The organism is Streptomyces sp. NPDC053367 (assembly GCF_044545925.1).
Classification (GTDB): Bacteria; Actinomycetota; Actinomycetes; order Streptomycetales; family Streptomycetaceae; genus Streptomyces.
Map to the genome: position 1 here is coordinate 1 of NZ_JBITYN010000004.1, position 18,484 is coordinate 18,484.

The following is an 18,484-nucleotide window of genomic DNA, read 5'->3' on the forward strand; positions in this document are numbered from 1 at the left end:
AAACGCCCGGTTACATTCCGAACCCGGAAGCTAAGCCTTACAGCGCCGATGGTACTGCAGGGGGGACCCTGTGGGAGAGTAGGACGCCGCCGAACTCCTTTTATAGCTCCGGTCCTCGGGTTGATAACCCGAGGACCGGAGCTTTTTTGCGTTGAGGTAAGGTCAGGGGGCATCATCGGCACGTTTACCGCAGGAGGCCCCCGGGTGGAGGTCCAGGAGACCCGCGTCCAGACGGACAGGGTGCTCACCATCCCGAACATCCTCAGCATGGCGCGTCTGGTCGGCGTGCCCCTCTTCCTGTGGCTGATCCTCCGGCCCGAGTTCGGGGGGCCGAAGAGCGACGGATGGGCGCTCCTGGTGCTGGCCCTGAGCGGGATCAGCGACTATCTGGACGGCAAGCTGGCACGTCGGTGGAACCAGATCAGCAGCCTCGGCCGGCTCCTGGACCCCGCGGCCGACCGGCTCTACATTCTGTCGACGCTGGTCGGCCTCACCTGGCGCGAGATTCTGCCGCTCTGGCTGACTGCGGCGCTGCTGCTGCGGGAGTTGGTCCTGTTGGTGATGGTGGGAGTCCTCAGACGCCACGGGTATCCGCCGCCCCAGGTGAACTTCCTCGGGAAGGCAGCTACATTCAACTTGATGTACGCCTTCCCACTGCTCCTGCTCAGTGACGGAAGTGGTTGGATCTCGTCACTCGCTGCTGTTTTCGGATGGGCGTTCGCAGGATGGGGTACAACCCTCTACTGGTGGGCAGGAGTCCTCTACGTGGTACAGGTCCGCCGTATCGTTCGGGCGGACGCCATGGCCGACTGAAACTCGCGGATTGACGCGACCGTAACGGCGCGATGGCCCGCAGCAGAAATGTGCGGGACGATTCGGACGGGTGAAGTCGGTTAGACCGTCGTCTCTTCGAGGAGGACGCTTCCGACATGAAGGCCGTCGTGATGGCCGGAGGCGAAGGCACACGCCTGCGCCCCATGACCTCAAGCATGCCCAAGCCGCTCCTGCCAGTGGCCAACAGGCCGATCATGGAGCATGTTCTGCGGCTGCTCAAAAGGCATGGGCTCAATGAGACCGTCGTGACCGTGCAGTTCCTGGCCTCACTGGTCAAGAACTACTTCGGTGACGGTGAAGAGCTCGGGATGGAGCTCACCTATGCCAACGAGGAGAAGCCACTCGGTACCGCCGGAAGCGTCAAGAACGCCGAAGAGGCGCTGAAGGACGACGCTTTCCTGGTGATCTCCGGCGATGCGCTGACCGACTTCGACCTCACCGACCTGATCCGTTTCCACAAGGAGAAGGGCGCCCTCGTCACTGTCTGTCTGACGCGTGTGCCCAATCCGCTGGAATTCGGCATCACCATCGTCGACGAAGAGGGCAAGGTCGAGCGGTTCCTGGAGAAGCCGACCTGGGGGCAGGTCTTCTCCGACACGGTGAACACCGGCATCTATGTGATGGAGCCCGAGGTCTTCGACTACGTCGAGGCCGATGTGCCCGTCGACTGGTCCGGTGACGTCTTCCCGCAGCTGATGAAGGAAGGCAAGCCGATCTACGGCTATGTCGCCGAGGGCTACTGGGAGGACGTCGGCACGCACGAGAGCTACGTCAAGGCCCAGGCCGACGTCCTCGAGGGCAAGGTCGACGTCGAGATCGACGGATTCGAGCTCTCGCCCGGAGTGTGGGTCGCCGAGGGCGCCGAAGTGCACCCCGACGCCGTGCTGCGCGGGCCGCTCTACATCGGTGACTACGCCAAGGTCGAGGCCGGCGCCGAGATCCGCGAGCACACGGTCGTCGGGTCGAACGTGGTCGTCAAGAGCGGCGCGTTCCTGCACAGGGCCGTGGTGCACGACAACGTGTACGTGGGTCAGCACAGCAATCTGCGCGGATGCGTCGTCGGTAAGAACACCGACATCATGCGCGCGGCCAGGATCGAGGACGGCGCCGTCATCGGTGACGAATGCCTGGTCGGTGAAGAATCGATCGTGCAGGGCAATGTGCGGGTGTACCCGTTCAAGACGATCGAGGCCGGTGCCTTCGTCAACACCTCGGTGATCTGGGAGTCCAGAGGACAGGCGCATCTCTTCGGCGCCCGTGGTGTCTCCGGGATCCTGAACGTGGAGATCACGCCCGAGCTGGCCGTGCGGCTCGCCGGCGCCTACGCCACGACCCTGAAGAAGGGCTCGACCGTCACCACGGCCCGCGACCACTCCCGTGGCGCTCGCGCGCTGAAGCGGGCCGTGATCTCGGCATTGCAGGCCAGCGCCATCGACGTACGCGATCTGGAGAACGTACCGCTGCCCGTGGCGCGGCAGCAGACGGCGCGGGGGAGTGCCGGCGGGATCATGATCCGGACGACGCCCGGGGTGCCGGACTCGGTCGACATCATGTTCTTCGACGGGCAGGGTGCCGATCTGTCGCAGGCCAGCCAGCGCAAGCTGGACCGGGTGTTCGCGCGGCAGGAGTACCGGCGGGCCTTCCCCGGCGAGATCGGCGATCTGCACTTCCCGGCGAGCGTCTTCGACTCGTACACCGGGTCGCTGCTGAGGAACATCGACACGACCGGGATCGCCGAGTCGGGGCTGAAGGTCGTCGTCGACGCGTCGAACGGCAGCGCCGGCCTGGTGCTGCCGAGCCTGCTGGGCAAGCTGGGCGTCGACTCGCTGACGATCAACCCCGGTCTCGACGAGTCCCGGCCGACCGAGACGGCGGAGGCGCGGCGGTCCGGGCTGGTGCGGCTCGGTGAGATCGTGGCGTCCGCGAGGGCCGCGTTCGGCGTGCGGTTCGACCCGGTCGGTGAGCGGCTGTCGCTCGTCGACGAGAAGGGCCGCATCGTCGAGGACGACCGGGCGCTGCTGGTGATGCTCGACCTGGTGGCCGCCGAGCGGCGCAGCGGACGGGTGGCGCTGCCGGTGACGACCACGCGGATCGCCGAGCAGGTGGCGGCGTACCACGGGACGCAGGTGGAGTGGACGACGACCTCGCCGGACGACCTCACGCGGGTCGGGCGGGACGAGTCGACCATCTTCGGCGGCGACGGCAAGGGCGGCTTCATCGTCCCCGAGTTCAGCGGTGTCTTCGACGGTACGGCGGCCTTCGTACGGCTGATCGGGCTGGTCGCGCGGACGCAGCTCACGCTGAGCCAGATCGATGCGCGGATTCCGCATGCGCATGTGCTCAAGCGGGATCTGGCCACTCCGTGGGCGGTCAAGGGGCTCGTCATGCGGCGGGTCGTGGAAGCGGCCGGGGACCGCTTCGTGGACACCACGGACGGTGTGCGCGTGGTCGAGGCGGACGGGCGCTGGGTGATGGTGCTGCCCGACCCGGCCGAGGCGGTCACCCATCTGTGGGCGGAAGGCCCGGACGACGCTTCCGCGCAGGCCCTGCTCGATGAGTGGTCGGCTGTCGTGGACAGCGCCGGACGGTAGAAAAGGCGGCACACGCGCGTGCCGGACAAGTGCCCCCAAGGGTGCCTGTCCGGCACGTCGGTGGGGCCATTCGGAGGTACCGGCTGCGACGTGCGACGATGTGCGGCATGTCGCAGCAGCCCCCCGTTCGGAGCAGTACCGCGCACCCCCCGCGCCCGGACGCGTCCATGTCGCTGCTCACCAACGTCATGGACCACAGCCTCGACGACGGCTATGCCGAGGCCGCGGCCCGGAAGAAGGCCGCGGGCGAGGGCGGACTGCCCAAGACGCTCCGCGCGAAGCTCGGACTCGCCGCCGGACTGGTGCTCGCGGCGCTCGTGGTGACCGTCGGAGCGGCCCAGGCGCGGGTCGCGGCCCCGGTCGTCGCCAAGGAGCGCGAGGAGCTCATCGACCGGATCGGGCGGGAGACCGACGCCGCGGACGAGCTGGAGGAGTCCGTGGAGGCGCTGCGCGACGACGTCGGCGCGCGGCAGCGGGAGGCTCTCAGGGACAGCGGGGGCGGCGACCAGGGGGAGCTGGTCAGCCTGCTCTCGGGCGCCGTGGAGGTGCACGGGCCCGGGGTGAAGCTGGTCGTCGACGACGCCGAGGAGACAGCCAAGGGCGGCGACGGGGACCCGCGCGGGACGTCGGGGTTCTCCGACACGGGCCGGGTGCGCGACCGTGACCTGCAGCGCGTGGTGAACGGGCTGTGGGAGTCGGGTGCCGAGGCCATCTCCATCAACGGGCAGCGGCTGACGGCGCTGTCCGCGATCAGGGCCGCGGGTGACGCGATACTGGTCGACAACAGGCCGCTGGTGCCGCCGTACACGGTGCTCGCGGTGGGGGACGGGAACAAGCTGAGCACCCGGTTCCAGGACAGCGCCGACGGGCTGTATCTGCACGTGCTGCAGGAGAACTACGGGATCCGCACCGCGCTGTCCGTGGAGGACGACCTCCGGCTGCCCGCCGCGCCGAGCCTGATCGTACGTACCGCAGAGCCGAGAACCGAGACAGCACAGCCGCAAGCTGAGAAGGGCACATCGTGATCGCCGTACTGGGCCTCGTCGTGGGAGTCGTGGCCGGCCTGTTGGTCCGGCCTGAGGTTCCGGCGGTGGTCGAGCCTTATCTGCCGATCGCCGTCGTGGCGGCGCTGGACGCCGTGTTCGGCGGTCTGCGGGCCATGCTCGACGGGATCTTCGACGACAAGGTGTTCGTGGTGTCGTTCCTGTCGAACGTGGTCGTCGCCGCGCTGATCGTGTTCCTCGGCGACAAGCTGGGCGTGGGGGCGCAGCTGTCCACGGGTGTGGTGGTCGTGCTCGGCATCCGCATCTTCTCCAACGCCGCCGCGATCCGTCGGCACGTGTTCCGGGCGTGAGGCCGATGAGCAACCAGGAAGAGCCGCCCGAGAACCGGCTGGCCAGGGACGAGAGCCGGCTGGGCAGGGACGAGAGCCGGCTGCCCGAGGGCGAGAACCGGCCGCTCGGCGAGGAGAACCGGCTGCGCAAGGAGCTGCCCGAGGAGGTGCCCGCGGCGGCGCCTCCGGTCGTGCCGGCCGCGCAGGTCGCGGAGCCGGGGCTCACCGGGCGCCAGCGGCTGGTGAAGGGGCTGTGGCCGCCGAGGGTCAGCCGGGCCCAACTCATCGTCGCCCTGCTGTTGTTCGGTCTGGGCTTCGGCCTCGCGGTCCAGGTGGCGTCCAACAGCGACGGCGACACGGCCCTGCGCGGGGCACGCCAGGAAGATCTTGTGCGCATCCTCGATGAACTGGATGACCGTACTCAGCGTCTTGAGGACGAGAAGCAGGGTCTCGAACAGCAGCGGGAGGAGCTGGAGAACAGCTCCGACCAGGCGGAGGAGGCCCGCAGGCAGACGATCGAGAAGGAGAGGCAACTCGGCATCCTGGCGGGCACCGTGGCCGCTCAGGGTCCCGGGATCACCATGACCATCGACGACAGCAAGGGCACGGTCGAGGCGGACATGCTGCTCGACGCCGTCCAGGAGCTGCGCGCCGCCGGCGCCGAGGCGATCCAGGTGAACGGCGTGCGGGTGGTGGCCGGGACCTATCTGACGGATTCCGACGACAGCGTGAGCGTCGACGGGAACAAGATCAACGCGCCCTATCGTTTCAAGGTCATCGGCAAGCCGCAGGATCTCGAGCCGGCACTCAACATCCCGGGAGGCGTGGTGCAGACGCTGGAGAAGGAGCAGGCCACCGTTACCGTCGAGCGGTCGGACAAGATCGTCGTGGACGCCTTGCGACCGGCGAAGCGGCCTGACTACGCTCGGTCGTCCTCCCGGTGAACCGGGAGCGCATGGGGGCCGTCCGGCGAGGGCATGAGGTTGCGGGGGGTCGACGCACCGATTGGGTGGTGCGTGGTGGAAACTGTCTGGTGGATACGGACGTTGTGAGGATGTCCGGGTCCTCCGGAGTGTGCAGTCAGGGTTCGTCCTGCCCCACGGGCGGGTCTGTTTCGGTCAAGGGGAATCGCCCGTGAAGTTGTTTGCGAAGTTGTTCGGCAAGAGCGCGCGAGAGGGCAGCGACAGCAGCGCCACCGCCCGTCATCGCGCACAGCCCGACGCCGAGGGCCAGCGCCCGCTGTTCCGCGACCAGGTCGCAGGGCAGGGCGGTGACCTCTCCGGTGGCCAGGGCGCGCCGTCGGTTGACCCTGCCCAGGCCCCAGGCATAGGTTTCGGGCAACCGTCGACCTCGGGTGCGGGCGGAGGGTACGCCTCCGGCCCGTACGCGTCCAACGCCCCGGCGGGGCAGCCGCGGCAGGAGGATCCGTCCATGTCGGCCCTGGTGTGTACGAGGTGCGGCAACCGCAACGCGGAGAACAGCCGGTTCTGCTCCAACTGCGGCGCGCCGCTGCGGGCGGGTGCCGTCCCCGAGCGGGCTTCCGAGACGACCTCCACGATCTCCATCTCGGGTCTCGAGGCCTACGACGCCGAGGTGACGGGTCAGACCCAGCTGCCGGCGCTGTCTCCCGAGGCCCAGGCCGCGGTCGACGCGCTGCCGCTGGGCTCGGCGCTGCTGGTCGTGCGGCGCGGCCCGAACTCGGGCAGCCGCTTCCTGCTGGACGGCGAGCTGACCACGGCCGGCCGGCACCCGCAGAGCGACATCTTCCTGGACGACGTCACGGTCTCGCGCCGCCATGTGGAGTTCCGGCGCCAGCCCGACGGCTCGTTCACCGTCGCCGACGTGGGCAGCCTGAACGGCACGTACGTCAACCGCGAGCGGATCGACCAGGTCGCCCTGTCCAACGGCGACGAGGTCCAGATCGGAAAGTACCGACTCGTTTTCTACGCGAGCCGGCAGAGCATCTGACCCACCCCAGGGAAGGTCCATGCTTCATACACCGAGCGGCGGTGCCGGGAGCGGCACCGCCGCCGCGGACAGTGGACTGATGAGCATCGGCACGGTGCTGAACGTGCTGCGCGACGAGTTCCCCGAAGTGACGATCTCCAAGATCCGTTTCCTGGAGTCGGAAGGGCTCGTCGAGCCGCGGCGCACCCCTTCGGGGTACCGCAAGTTCAGCGCCGGTGATGTCGAGCGCCTCGGCCGGGTGCTGCGGATGCAGCGGGACCACTATCTGCCCCTGAAGGTGATCCGTGAGTACCTCGACGCAGTGGAGCGCGGCGAGGACGTGCGGCTTCCGTCGGTCGGCCGCCAGCGGGACGGCGAGGTGCAGCCGGAGGCGGCCGAGGCGCCCACGGCGGCCCGGATCGGGCGGGCGGAGCTGCTCGCCGCGGCCGGGATCGAGGAGGCCGAGCTGGTCGAGTGGGAGTCGTACGGCCTGGTCACGCCGCTGTCCGACGGGGTGTACGACGCCGAGGCGGTGACCGTCGCGGCGCTGGTGACCGAGCTGGGCCGGTTCGGTATCGAGCCTCGGCATCTGCGCATGGTGAAGGCCGCGGCCGAGCGGGAGGCCGGCCTGGTGGACCAGGTGGTGGCCCCGCTCAGGCGGCACCGCAATCCGCAGACCAGGGCCCATGCGGAGGCCCGTACCAAGGAGCTGGCGGGGCTCACGGCGAAGCTGCACGCGGCGCTGCTGCAGACGGCGCTCGGGGTGCGTCTGCCGTGAGCGGGCGGCGGCCCGATCGGGCCCCGCTCCCCGGCCCGACTACCCAAACATCCCGGGCACGGCCTAGGGTTGCTGTGTGAACGAGCTCGATGTCGTAGGTGTCCGGGTGGAAATGCCCTCCAACCAACCGATCGTGCTCCTGCGCGAAGTGGGAGGCGACCGCTACCTCCCCATCTGGATCGGGCCGGGGGAGGCGACCGCGATCGCCTTCGCCCAGCAGGGCATGGCCCCCGCACGGCCGCTGACCCACGACCTGTTCAAGGACGTGCTGGAGGCCGTCGGCCAGGAGCTCACCGAAGTACGCATCACGGACCTGCGTGAAGGCGTCTTCTACGCCGAGCTGGTCTTCGCCAGCGGCGTCGAGGTGAGCGCCCGCCCGTCCGATGCCATAGCGCTGGCCCTGCGCACCGGCACGCCGATCTACGGCAGTGACGGTGTGCTCGACGACGCGGGCATCGCGATTCCGGACGAGCAGGAGGACGAGGTGGAGAAGTTCCGCGAGTTCCTCGACCAGATCTCGCCCGAGGACTTCGGCACCAGCAGCCAATGAGACGCGGTACGGCCGGCTGGGCGGAGCGGAAGCGCCGAGCCGGCCGTACGGCGTGTCGTCGTCGTCAGGACGGGGCCCGGAGCGGCTTCGCGGTGCGGCGCCGGCCCGTACGACTCGGCACATGCCACCGGCGATTGAGAGCGTCCTGCGGCCTCCCGGGAGCGCATTCGGCTAGCCTTTCCCCGCGACGGGGTACGGGAAACCACTCCTAGGGTGATTATCACTCGGCGTGCCGAGTGTGGCGATCGTTGACGCACCCTTGGTGACTGCCTACCGTCGAGAGGGCAGGTCAAGGACGGAGGTCGGCGTGAGAAGCAGCGGCGACGGTACGGCTGGGGGTGCCACCGGACGCAGTCCGGGGGAGAGCGGTCCGTACCCGCTTCATGGCGGCGCGTCCGATCACGCCTCGAAGCGGCCCGCGGCCGTGCCCAGCGGCGGAGGGGCGGCGTCCATGGGGTCCGAGGAGATCGGCTACCGGGGGCCCACGGCCTGCGCGGCCGCCGGCATCACCTACCGGCAGCTCGACTACTGGGCGCGCACCGGGCTGGTGGAACCGAGTGTGCGGCCCGCGTACGGGTCCGGGACACAGCGGCTGTACAGCTTTCGGGACGTCGTCGTCCTGAAGATCGTCAAGCGGTTCCTGGACACCGGGGTGTCGCTGCAGAACATCCGCAGCGCCGTGCAGCATCTGCGTGAGCGCGGGTTTCGAGACCTGGAGCGGATGACGCTGATGAGCGACGGTGCCACCGTCTACGAGTGCACGTCCCCCGATGAGGTGCATGCCCTGCTGCAGGGCGGTCAGGGCGTCTTCGGGATCGCCGTCGGTGTCGTGTGGCGGGACGTGGAGAACGCGCTGTCGCAGCTGCACGGGGAGCGCATCGACACCGGGGAGACGCTGATGGGCCACAACCCGGCGGACGAGCTGGCCAGGCGGCGCAACAAGGCCGTGTAGCGCCGGCCGCGGGCTCCGCCCGGGGTGGGGCGGAGCCATTGTCAGTGGTGTGGTGCAGCATCGGAGATGTGAGAACCGCGCCCACGATCCTGCATCTCGACATGGATGCCTTCTTCGCCTCGGTGGAGCAGGCGTCCAAGCCGAGCCTGCGCGGGAAGGCCGTCGTGGTGGGCGGGCTCGGGCCGCGCGGGGTGGTGGCGACCTGCTCCTACGAGGCCCGGGTGTTCGGGGTGCACTCGGCGATGCCGATGGCGCAGGCGCGGCGGCTCGCGCCCAACGCCGCGTATTTGGTCCCGAGGGGTGGGCTGTACCGGGCGATCAGCGAGCAGGTGATGGGGCTGCTGCGGGCGCTGTCGCCGTTGGTGGAGCCGCTGAGCCTGGACGAGGCGTTCGTGGACCTGGAGGCCGGTGGAGCGGCCTGGGACGGGCATTCCGCGCGGCTGGCGGGGGAGAGGCTGCGGGCCGACATACGCGCCGTCACCGGACTCACCGGGTCGGTGGGGCTGGCCGCGTCCAAGATGCTGGCGAAGATCGCCTCGGAGCAGGCCAAGCCGGACGGGCTGGTCCTGATCCCGCCGGGGACCGAGCGGGCGCTGCTCGGGCCCATGTCGGTGCGGACCCTGCCGGGGGTGGGGCCGGCGACCGGGGACCACCTGAGACGGGCGGGCATCCACACAGTCGAGGAGCTCGCCGAGGCGGGCGAGGACGAACTGGTGCGGCTGCTGGGGAAGGCGCACGGGCACGCCCTCTACGCCATGGCGCTCGCGCGCGACGAGCGGCCCGTGGTGGCCGAACGGGAGGCCAAGTCGGTGTCCGTCGAGGACACCTACGACGTCGACATCCACGACCGGCTGCGCATCGGCCTGGAGGTGCAGCGGCTGGCCGACCGGTGCGTACGGCGGCTGCGGGGCGCCGGGCTGTCGGGGCGCACGATCGTGCTGAAGGTGCGGCGGTACGACTTCTCGACCCTGACGCGGTCCGAGACGTTGCGGGGGCCCACGGACGACCCGGCGGTCGTGCGGGAGGCCGCGCTGCGGCTGCTGGACGCCGTGGACACCACGGGAGGGGTGCGGCTGCTCGGGGTCGGGGTGAGCGGGCTGGCCGACTTCACACAGGAGGACCTGTTCGCGCAGGCCGCGGGGGAGGAGGTGGCGGGTGCCGAGGACGAGACCGCCGAGCAGGCGGTGCGGGAACCGGCCGGCCCGGCGGAGCGGCGCTGGTCTCCGGGGCACGACGTACGGCACGCCGAGTACGGGCACGGATGGGTGCAGGGCAGCGGGCTCGGGCGGGTGACGGTGCGGTTCGAGACGCCCTGGTCGGAGCCGGGGAGAGTGCGGACGTTCCGGACCGACGACCCGGATCTCGAGAGGGCTGAGCCGTTGCCGTTGGTCGAGGGGGCGGAGGGTGTCACGGGGGCTGCGGGTGGCTCCGAAGTGTCCGAAGTGTCCGAGGTGCGGGGGGCTTCGGCGGGGTAGGCGGGGTAGCGGAGGGTCTCGTTCGAGAGTGGCTGTGGCTGGGCCCGGGGCGGCTGTGGCTGGGCCCGGGGTGGCTGTGCCGCCTGGGGCGGTCGGGCTGGGGTGCTGCGGCCGAGCATGCCTGTACGTCCACCGTTCCGCCCTGCGGCGGCCGAGCAGGCCCGTACGTCCGACCGCGCCACCCGGCGCCCGAGGTCACGGCCCCGTCGCGCCGGGCGGTGGGCGGGACGTCACTGCGGGCGGGTGTGGGGGTCGGTGTCCTTGCCCGCCACCTTGCCGAAGTCCCGGTCGGGGAGCGGGGGCGGTGGGGCCACGTCGAGGCCGTAGTGGTGGTAGAGCTGGAGTTCCTGTTCGGGCGAGAGGTGGCGGCCCACGCCGAAGTCGGGGGCCTCCTTGATGAGGGCTCGGTCGAAGGGGACGTGGAGTGTGCCCTCGATCAGCTCGCTGGGCTCCAGGGGCACGAAGGCGTCCCTGGAGAACAGGCCGGTGCGTATGGCCGCCCACTCCGGCACGCCGGTCGCGTCGTCGAGGTACACCTCGTCGATCGTGCCGATCTTGGTGCCGTTGCGGTCGAACGCCTTGCGGCCGATCAGGTTGCGCGGATCGATGTCGGTCTGCACGAGCCCTCCACTTGGTCGCAATCATCCGTAAGCACTACAAAAGAGCACAATGGGGTGCACGGCCACTCGAAGGCTCGTGCGGTGGGCTCGCTGGTAGGCTTGCAACGGCTGCTGACCCCGTGCGGGAGAGTCCTCCGGTCGTCACCGGAGGCGCCGAAGGAGCAAATCCTCCCCGGAATCTCTCAGGCCCACGTACCGCACGGACGAGGTCACTCTGGAAAGCAGGGCGGGTGTCGACGGCGCCCGCTCTCACCGACGGTGAAAGCCGGGCGCCCGTGTGGCGGCCGGTGAAGCTCTCAGGTTGAGATGACAGAGGGGGAGGCCGTCGGGGTACCCGCGCCGTGGTGCCCCTCGAAGGTCGCGTCAGACCAGGAGGCCTCCGCAATGACCGCCCAGCGCATTCCGCTCTCCGAGCTCGAACAGGGCATCCCCTTCGAGCAGCGCCACATCGGGCCCGACCAGGAGGCGCGGGCCAAGATGCTCGCGCAGGTCGGCTACGGCTCGCTCGACGAGCTCACCGCCGCCGCGGTACCGGATGTGATCAAGAACGCCGACGCCCTCGATCTGCCGGGTGCCCGCAGCGAGGCGGAGGTGCTCGCCGAACTGCGTTCGCTCGCCGACCGGAACCAGGTCCTCGGCTCCATGATCGGGCTCGGTTACTACGGCACCTTCACCCCGCCGGTCATCCTGCGCAACGTCATGGAGAACCCCGCCTGGTACACGGCGTACACGCCCTACCAGCCGGAGATCTCCCAGGGACGTCTGGAAGCCCTGCTGAACTTCCAGACGATGGTCGCCGAGCTGACCGGTCTGCCGACCTCCGGCGCCTCGCTGCTCGACGAGGGCACCGCGGCCGCCGAGGCCATGGCGCTGTCGCGGCGTATGGGCAAGAACAAGAACGGCCTGTTCCTGGTCGACGCGGACGCGCTGCCGCAGACGATCGCGGTGATCGAGACCCGCGCCGAGCCGACCGGTGTCGAGGTCGTCGTCGCGGACCTGAGCGACGGCATCCCGGCGGAGATCGCCGCGCGTGAGATCAACGGCGTGCTGATCCAGTACCCGGGCGCCTCCGGTGCCGTGCGGGACATCAAGCCGGTCATCGACCAGGCGCACGAGCTCGGCGCGCTCGTCACCGTCGCCGCCGACCTGCTCGCGCTGACGCTGCTGAAGTCGCCGGGTGAGCTGGGCGCGGACATCGCGGTCGGTACGACGCAGCGGTTCGGCGTGCCGATGGGCTTCGGCGGGCCGCACGCCGGCTACATGGCCGTCCAGGAGAAGATGGCGCGCAGCCTGCCCGGGCGGCTCGTGGGCGTGTCCGTCGACGCGGACGGCAACAAGGCGTACCGCCTCGCCCTGCAGACCCGTGAGCAGCACATCCGCCGGGAGAAGGCCACCAGCAACATCTGTACCGCGCAGGTGCTGCTCGCGGTGATGGCCGGTATGTACGCCGTCTATCACGGGCCCGAGGGTCTGAAGGCCATCGCCCGGCGCACGCACCGGTACGCCTCGATCCTGGCCGAGGGGCTGCGCGCCGGGGGTGTCGGGCTCGTTCACGGCTCCTACTTCGACACGCTGACCGTACGCGTCGAGGGCCGCGCCGCCGAGGTCGTCGCCGCTGCGCGTGCGAACGGCGTGAACCTGCACCTCGTCGACGCCGACCAGGTGTCGATCGCCTGCGACGAGACCACCACGCGGGACCAGCTCAAGGCCGTCTGGGCCGCCTTCGGCGTCGAGGGCGACGTCGAGGCGCTGGACGCGGCCGCCGGGGAGGCGCTGCCCGAGGCGCTGCTGCGCACCGACGACTACCTCACCCACCCGGTCTTCCGGCAGCACCGCTCCGAGACCGCGATGCTGCGCTACCTGCGCAGGCTCGCCGACCGCGACTACGCGCTCGACCGCGGCATGATCCCGCTGGGCTCCTGCACCATGAAGCTCAACGCGACGACCGAGATGGAGCCGGTCACCTGGCCCGAGTTCGGCCAGCTGCACCCCTTCGCGCCGGAGGAGCAGGCCGAGGGCTACCTCACGCTCATCCGCGAGCTGGAGGACCGTCTCGCCGAGGTCACCGGCTACGACAAGGTCAGCCTGCAGCCCAACGCCGGTTCGCAGGGCGAGCTGGCCGGTCTGCTCGCCGTACGCGGGTACCACCGGGCCAACGGCGACGAGCAGCGCACGGTCTGCCTGATCCCGTCGTCCGCGCACGGCACCAACGCCGCGAGCGCCGTGATGGCGGGCATGAAGGTCGTCGTCGTCAAGACCGCCGAGGACGGCGAGATCGACGTCGAGGACCTGCGGGCGAAGATCGATAAGCACCGTGACGAGCTGGCGGTGCTGATGATCACGTACCCGTCGACGCACGGTGTGTTCGAGGAGCACGTCGCCGACATCTGCGCCCAGGTGCACGAGGCCGGCGGTCAGGTGTACGTCGACGGCGCGAACCTGAACGCGCTGGTGGGCCTGGCCAAGCCGGGGCACTTCGGCGGTGACGTCTCGCACCTGAACCTGCACAAGACCTTCTGCATCCCGCACGGCGGCGGCGGCCCCGGCGTCGGCCCGGTCGCGGTCCGCGAGCACCTCGCGCCGTACCTGCCGAACCACCCGCTGCAGCCGTCCGCCGGCCCCGAGACGGGTGTCGGCCCGATCTCGGCCGCGCCGTGGGGCTCCGCGGGCATCCTGCCGATCTCGTGGGCGTACGTCCGCCTCATGGGCGGCGAGGGGCTCAAGCGCGCCACCCAGGTGGCCGTGCTGTCCGCCAACTACATCGCCAAGCGCCTGGAGCCGCACTACCCGGTGCTCTACACCGGCCCGGGCGGGCTGGTCGCGCACGAGTGCATCATCGACCTGCGGCCGATCACCAAGGCGACCGGCGTGAGCGTGGACGACGTCGCCAAGCGGCTCATCGACTACGGCTTCCACGCGCCGACGATGTCCTTCCCGGTGGCCGGCACGCTGATGATCGAGCCGACGGAGTCCGAGGACCTCGCCGAGCTGGACCGTTTCTGCGACGCGATGATCGCCATCCGCGCCGAGATCGAGAAGGTCGGCGCGGGCGAGTGGCCGGCCGAGGACAACCCGCTGCACAACGCCCCGCACACCGCGGGTGCGCTCGGCGGGGACTGGAAGCACGCCTACTCCCGCGAGGAGGCCGTCTTCCCGGCCGGGGTGTCCGTGGCCGACAAGTACTGGCCGCCGGTGCGCCGGATCGACCAGGCGTACGGTGACCGGAACCTGGTCTGCTCCTGCCCGCCGCTGGACGCGTACGAGGACTGAGGTCCGCGTCCGGCCTGAGGCCCCGTCCCCTGTTCCCGGGGGCGGGGCCTTTCGCCGTGCCGGGCGCGGGCGTCGCGGCCGTCGCGGTGATCAGGCGCGGTCGATGTGTACGTTTGTCGACTTCACCCGGGCCGTGGCCTCCATCCCGACCTCCAGGCCGAGCTCCTCCACCGCCTCGCGGGTGAGCAGGGAGACGAGTCGGTGCGGGCCCGCCTGGATCTCCACCTGGGCGGCGACGTCGCCGAGCTTGATGGCGGTGACGATGCCGGGGAAGGCGTTGCGGACCGAGGTGTACGGGGGTTCGTCGTCGTCCCGGGACGCGGACGTCCTGGCCAGCTCCACGGAGAATGCGGCGAGGTCGCGTCCGTCGATGAGCCTGCGGCCGGCGTCGTCGCGATGGGTGGCCACGCGTCCGGCGTCGGCCCAGCGGCGAGCGGTGTCGGGGCTGACGCCGAGCAGACGGGCGGCCTGGCCGATGGTGTAGGACTGCATGACCGTCACGATATGGCGTGTCGGGGCGCCTGGTGGACGGCGGGCGGACCCGTTGGGCGGACGAGGCGCTGATCGTCCAGCGGGCCGCCTCGGGGCGGCGGGAGGGGCGCGCTGGGAGGTGCCGCGCCCCAGGGGGAACGTGCCGTCCCGGGTGCGGTCAGCTCGTCCTCCGGAGGTGGCAGAGCCCCTTCCGGCCGGTGTCGGGCCCCGCGTATACGTCGGGGCCGGTGCGCGGTGGTGTGCCGCGGCCGGCCCCTTTCGGTGCGTGAGCGCCTCCGAGGTGGCCGGCGCCCGGGTCTGCTCAGGCGGCCGTCACGACCCTGCGGGTGTCCAGCGGGCGGTGCGGGGCGATGATCTGGCCGTCCGGCAGGAGCTCACCGGTGTCCTCGAAGACGACGACGCCGTTGCACAGCAGGCTCCAGCCCTGCTCCGGGTGGGCCGCCACGAGTCGGGCGGACTCCCGGTCGGCAGAGTCGGCTGAGGGGCACGGTGGCTGGTGCTGGCACATGGGTGGGATCTTTCGCTCGGTCGTGGTGGACTCGGTCGTGGATGAGATGGCTGTGGTGTCCGTGGCGTCTGTACCGCGGCGTGAAGAGTCGTTCATGGCCGCCCCCCGTTGTGATAAGTCGGTCCGGAACCAAGTGTTGCCCCACGGGCGTCGATCCGCAGGGATTTCGCAGCACCGCTCCTCACAGGTTGAGGACGCGTCACCCGGGCGGACGGTTCACCTCAACTGCACTGCCCTTTCGGATGGTTCGCGGTGGCCGTAAAGGGCTAGTCCGCATGGGCATCAGGCCGCTGATCAGCTCGTACGAGCGGGAGGGTGCTCGGAGGAGGGGTTCCGCGGCGCGTGCGAAGAGCCCCGCCGCAGGGACGGCCGCGGCGGGGCGTGTGGGGGAGCCGGTGGTGGTTCAGGCAGGGGAGCCGAGCAGGGGCGGTGCCGCCGGTGTCACCCGATGGGTGAGCAGCGGGAGCAGTTCGGCGACCCGGTGCGGGCGGTGCGAGGCGATGCCGGGAGGCGCGGGCGCCAAGGGGACGAGCAGGTCCGTGGCCTGGAGGCCGCCGGTCGAGCCGTCCGCCGTGCGGTCGCCGTGCAGCCACAAGGTCAGCATGTAAAGGCTCGGGATGGATAGCAGGCGCGGCTGGTAGGCCTGGGGAAGCGTCTCGGCCTGCCGCAGGGCGCGCTCGGTGGAGGCGATGTAGGGGCCTTCGAAAAAGTGCGCGAACGCCCAGCCGTCCGGCGTGAGCCGGGTCTCGGCGGCGGCCAGGGCGCGATCTCCGTTGCGGATCATGAAGCGCCAGCCGGCCAGCCTGGTGGCGGGCGTGCCCCCGGCGGTGAACCGGTCCAGGACATGCACGGGCAGGGGCAGTTCGGGCGTCACGGGTCCCTGGGCGGTACGCAGGGACGGGGTCGGGGCCTCCCGGACGGCCGTGGGGGAGCCGAGGGCCGTGAGGACGGTGCGAAGGGCGGGCGCGGGAGCCGGGGGGACATGCAGCGGCATGGTGGGTCGCCTCTCATTCGACAGGCATGGGCGCGCGAGGGCGGGGGCGGACGGCGCTGTCTGCTCACGAGGTCAGAGAGGCGGAGGCCGGGGTCTGTGACGAAAGGGTGGGCGGTTTCGCCGGGTCTCGGCTCGACGGCAGTCCGTGGGACCGCGGGCGCCAACCTTCTCTGCCTTGTTCGCGGAGTTTATACGACAGGTGTTCACCCGGTGTTTCGGCTAGCCGTTACCGGGAAGTCCGGCAAGGGTAAATCCGGTCGCGGAACTGCGGAAATCATCCCGATTCCCGATCGGCCGCAAGGGTGATGACCTCGGGTTTCGCTCCTGGAGCGGTCGGCCAATTCTCGTCGGCGTTTTTCACGAGTCACCGGCCGCCGGAAACCGCCGGTTCCGGCTTGCCCGTGGAATGTGCCCCCGGTACTCCGTGCGCCGCTTTCACCAGAGTAGCGGGGCAGGAGCGGCTGCGGGGACGTTATCGATCGCTCCGGCTGGGCATCATCCAACCTGCACTTGAAGGACCCCGGCGGCCGTTCCGCGGTACGCCCATCCGAGGAGGGACGCTTCGATGGGGGAGAAGGTCGTGGCAGGCGCGTTCGACCTGTCCGATCGGCAGCACTACCGCGACAAGCTCCGGCGGTGCCTGAGGGGACTGGAGCGGCTCCTGGCGGAGAAGCGGTTCGATCGGCCCAAGAACCTGATGGGGCTGGAGATCGAATTGAATCTCGCCGGGGCCGACGGCCAGCCCCGAATGCTGAACGCCCAAGTCCTGGAACGCATCGCGAGCCGCGATTTCCAAACAGAACTCGCCACGTTCAACCTTGAAGTGAACATTGCCCCGCACCGCCTCGGCGGCCGGGTATTCGACCGGCTCGCCGAGGAACTCCGCACCAGCCTGGCATACGCGCACCGGAAAGCGGCCGAACTCGACGCCGGCATCGTGATGATCGGCATTCTGCCCACCCTCGACCGCGACGACCTGGTGTCCTCGAACCTCTCGGCCGCGGACCGCTACACGCTGCTCAACGACCAGATCGTCGCCGCCCGCGGTGAGGACTTCACCCTCGACATCGACGGGGTGGAGCGCCTGACGTGCACGGCCCGGTCCATCGTGCCCGAAGCCGCTTGTACATCCGTGCAGTTGCACCTCCAGGTCACCCCGGGCCGGTTCGCCGACGTGTGGAACGCGGCCCAGGTGGCGTGCGCGCCGCAGATAGCCGTCGGCGCCAACTCGCCCTTCCTGTTCGGCCGGGAGCTGTGGCGCGAGTCGCGCCCGCCGCTGTTCCTGCAGTCCACCGACACCCGGCCGCCCGAGCTGCAGGCCCAGGGCGTACGGCCGCGGACCTGGTTCGGCGAGCGCTGGATCGGTTCGGCGTACGAGCTGTTCGAGGAGAACCTGCGGTACTTCCCGGCGCTGCTGCCGATCTGCGACGAGGAGGACCCGCTGGAGGTGCTGGACGCGGGAGGCGTTCCGAGCCTCGCGGAGCTGGTGCTGCACAACGGCACCATCTACCGCTGGAACCGCCCGGTCTACGGCATCGCAGACGGGGTCCCGCATCTGCGGGTGGAGAACCGGGTGCTGCCCGCCGGCCCCACGGTCACGGACGTCGTCGCCAACGCCGCCTTCTACTACGGCCTGGTCCGGGCGCTGGCCGAGGAGCCGCGGCCGCCGTGGACCCGGATGCCGTTCGAGACGGCGGCCGCCAACTTCGACGCCGCGTGCCGGCTCGGCATCGACGCGCGCTTCCGCTGGCCCCGGCGGGGCCGCTACGGCGGGGTCGGCGAGATCGACGCCGTCACGCTCGTGCGCGAGGAGCTGCTGCCGCTCGCCGCGGCCGGGCTGGACGCGTGGGGCGTGGAACCCGCCGACCGCGATCTGTACCTCGGCGTGATCGACGAGCGGTGCCGGCGGCGCGTCAACGGGGCGTCCTGGCAGGTCGCGACCTTCCACAAGGCGTTGGAGGCGGGCATGAGCAGGCCCGAGGCGCTGGCCGCCACCACCCGCCGCTACAGCGAGCTGATGCACCAGGGCGAGCCGGTCCACACCTGGCCGGTGAGCCTGCCGGAGCCCGTGCCGGTGGTGTGAGCACCGCCCTGGTCTCCGCCGTACGTCCTGAGAGGTGATGATGAGGGACACCTAGGG

General features: G+C 70.4%; 16 protein-coding genes, 1 rRNA gene and 1 riboswitch. Of the genes, 13 read left to right on the forward strand and 4 right to left on the reverse strand.

From position 1 onward, the window contains the following. The 11 genes from rrf to ACIGXJ_RS12705 all read left to right on the forward strand — a co-directional run. A 5S ribosomal RNA gene (gene rrf, locus ACIGXJ_RS12655) occupies positions 1-95 on the forward strand; the annotation flags it as partial. A gap of 109 nt (positions 96-204) precedes the next feature. After that, positions 205-813, forward strand: coding sequence for a CDP-alcohol phosphatidyltransferase family protein (locus ACIGXJ_RS12660; RefSeq protein WP_399643732.1), 609 nt, complete (start codon positions 205-207; stop codon positions 811-813). A gap of 116 nt (positions 814-929) precedes the next feature. Beyond that, the gene (locus tag ACIGXJ_RS12665) at positions 930-3,425 is read left to right on the forward strand and encodes a sugar phosphate nucleotidyltransferase (RefSeq protein ID WP_399643734.1); all 2,496 of its coding nucleotides are present in this window, start codon (positions 930-932) and stop codon (positions 3,423-3,425) included. 107 nt (positions 3,426-3,532) lie between these two features. Further along, complete coding sequence (locus tag ACIGXJ_RS12670; RefSeq protein WP_399643737.1) at positions 3,533-4,450, forward strand: DUF881 domain-containing protein; 918 nt, start codon at positions 3,533-3,535, stop codon at positions 4,448-4,450. Continuing rightward, positions 4,447-4,779 (forward strand): small basic family protein, encoded by a 333-nt coding sequence (locus ACIGXJ_RS12675; protein ID WP_003988855.1) that lies wholly within the window; start codon positions 4,447-4,449, stop codon positions 4,777-4,779. The genes ACIGXJ_RS12670 and ACIGXJ_RS12675 overlap by 4 nt, the downstream gene beginning before the upstream one ends. 5 nt (positions 4,780-4,784) lie before the next feature. Further along, on the forward strand, positions 4,785-5,702 hold the full coding sequence (locus tag ACIGXJ_RS12680; protein WP_399643738.1) for a DUF881 domain-containing protein: 918 nt from the start codon (positions 4,785-4,787) through the stop codon (positions 5,700-5,702). Positions 5,703-5,763: 61 nt separating this feature from the next. Next, on the forward strand, positions 5,764-6,726 hold the full coding sequence (locus ACIGXJ_RS12685) for an FHA domain-containing protein (RefSeq protein ID WP_399643740.1): 963 nt from the start codon (positions 5,764-5,766) through the stop codon (positions 6,724-6,726). 19 nt (positions 6,727-6,745) lie between these two features. Beyond that, positions 6,746-7,483 (forward strand): MerR family transcriptional regulator, encoded by a 738-nt coding sequence (locus ACIGXJ_RS12690; protein ID WP_399643742.1) that lies wholly within the window; start codon positions 6,746-6,748, stop codon positions 7,481-7,483. A gap of 76 nt (positions 7,484-7,559) precedes the next feature. Beyond that, positions 7,560-8,033 carry a bifunctional nuclease family protein gene (locus tag ACIGXJ_RS12695; protein ID WP_004002801.1) on the forward strand — a complete coding sequence of 158 codons (474 nt, stop codon included), beginning with the start codon at positions 7,560-7,562 and terminating at the stop codon, positions 8,031-8,033. Between the two features lie 307 nt (positions 8,034-8,340). Further along, entirely contained in the window at positions 8,341-8,985 is a 645-nt protein-coding gene (locus ACIGXJ_RS12700; protein ID WP_399643744.1) for a MerR family transcriptional regulator, read from the forward strand. A gap of 68 nt (positions 8,986-9,053) precedes the next feature. Continuing rightward, complete coding sequence (locus ACIGXJ_RS12705) at positions 9,054-10,460, forward strand: DNA polymerase IV (protein ID WP_399643746.1); 1,407 nt, start codon at positions 9,054-9,056, stop codon at positions 10,458-10,460. A 230-nt stretch (positions 10,461-10,690) separates the two neighbouring features. On the opposite strand, the gene ACIGXJ_RS12710 is transcribed toward ACIGXJ_RS12705, so the two are convergent. Beyond that, the gene (locus tag ACIGXJ_RS12710) at positions 10,691-11,080 is read right to left on the reverse strand and encodes a PRC-barrel domain-containing protein (RefSeq protein WP_399643748.1); all 390 of its coding nucleotides are present in this window, start codon (positions 11,078-11,080) and stop codon (positions 10,691-10,693) included. A gap of 112 nt (positions 11,081-11,192) precedes the next feature. Then, positions 11,193-11,288: riboswitch (glycine riboswitch) on the forward strand. A 176-nt stretch (positions 11,289-11,464) separates the two neighbouring features. Between ACIGXJ_RS12710 and gcvP the strand changes: the two genes are divergently transcribed. Next, the gene (gene gcvP / locus ACIGXJ_RS12715) at positions 11,465-14,350 is read left to right on the forward strand and encodes an aminomethyl-transferring glycine dehydrogenase (RefSeq protein ID WP_399643750.1); all 2,886 of its coding nucleotides are present in this window, start codon (positions 11,465-11,467) and stop codon (positions 14,348-14,350) included. Between the two features lie 90 nt (positions 14,351-14,440). Here gcvP and ACIGXJ_RS12720 read toward each other — a convergent pair whose 3' ends face one another. The 3 genes from ACIGXJ_RS12720 to ACIGXJ_RS12730 all read right to left on the reverse strand — a co-directional run bounded on the left by ACIGXJ_RS12720 (position 14,441) and on the right by ACIGXJ_RS12730 (position 16,344). After that, on the reverse strand, positions 14,441-14,842 hold the full coding sequence (locus ACIGXJ_RS12720) for a molybdopterin-binding protein (RefSeq protein ID WP_399643752.1): 402 nt from the start codon (positions 14,840-14,842) through the stop codon (positions 14,441-14,443). A gap of 301 nt (positions 14,843-15,143) precedes the next feature. Further along, positions 15,144-15,350 (reverse strand): DUF5999 family protein, encoded by a 207-nt coding sequence (locus ACIGXJ_RS12725; protein ID WP_399643754.1) that lies wholly within the window; start codon positions 15,348-15,350, stop codon positions 15,144-15,146. Positions 15,351-15,753: 403 nt separating this feature from the next. Then, positions 15,754-16,344, reverse strand: coding sequence for a hypothetical protein (locus ACIGXJ_RS12730; RefSeq protein WP_399643757.1), 591 nt, complete (start codon positions 16,342-16,344; stop codon positions 15,754-15,756). 565 nt (positions 16,345-16,909) lie between these two features. On the opposite strand from ACIGXJ_RS12730, the gene ACIGXJ_RS12735 reads away from it, so the two are divergent. Beyond that, entirely contained in the window at positions 16,910-18,427 is a 1,518-nt protein-coding gene (locus ACIGXJ_RS12735) for a glutamate--cysteine ligase (RefSeq protein WP_399643759.1), read from the forward strand. The last annotated feature ends 57 nt before the right edge of the window (positions 18,428-18,484 follow it).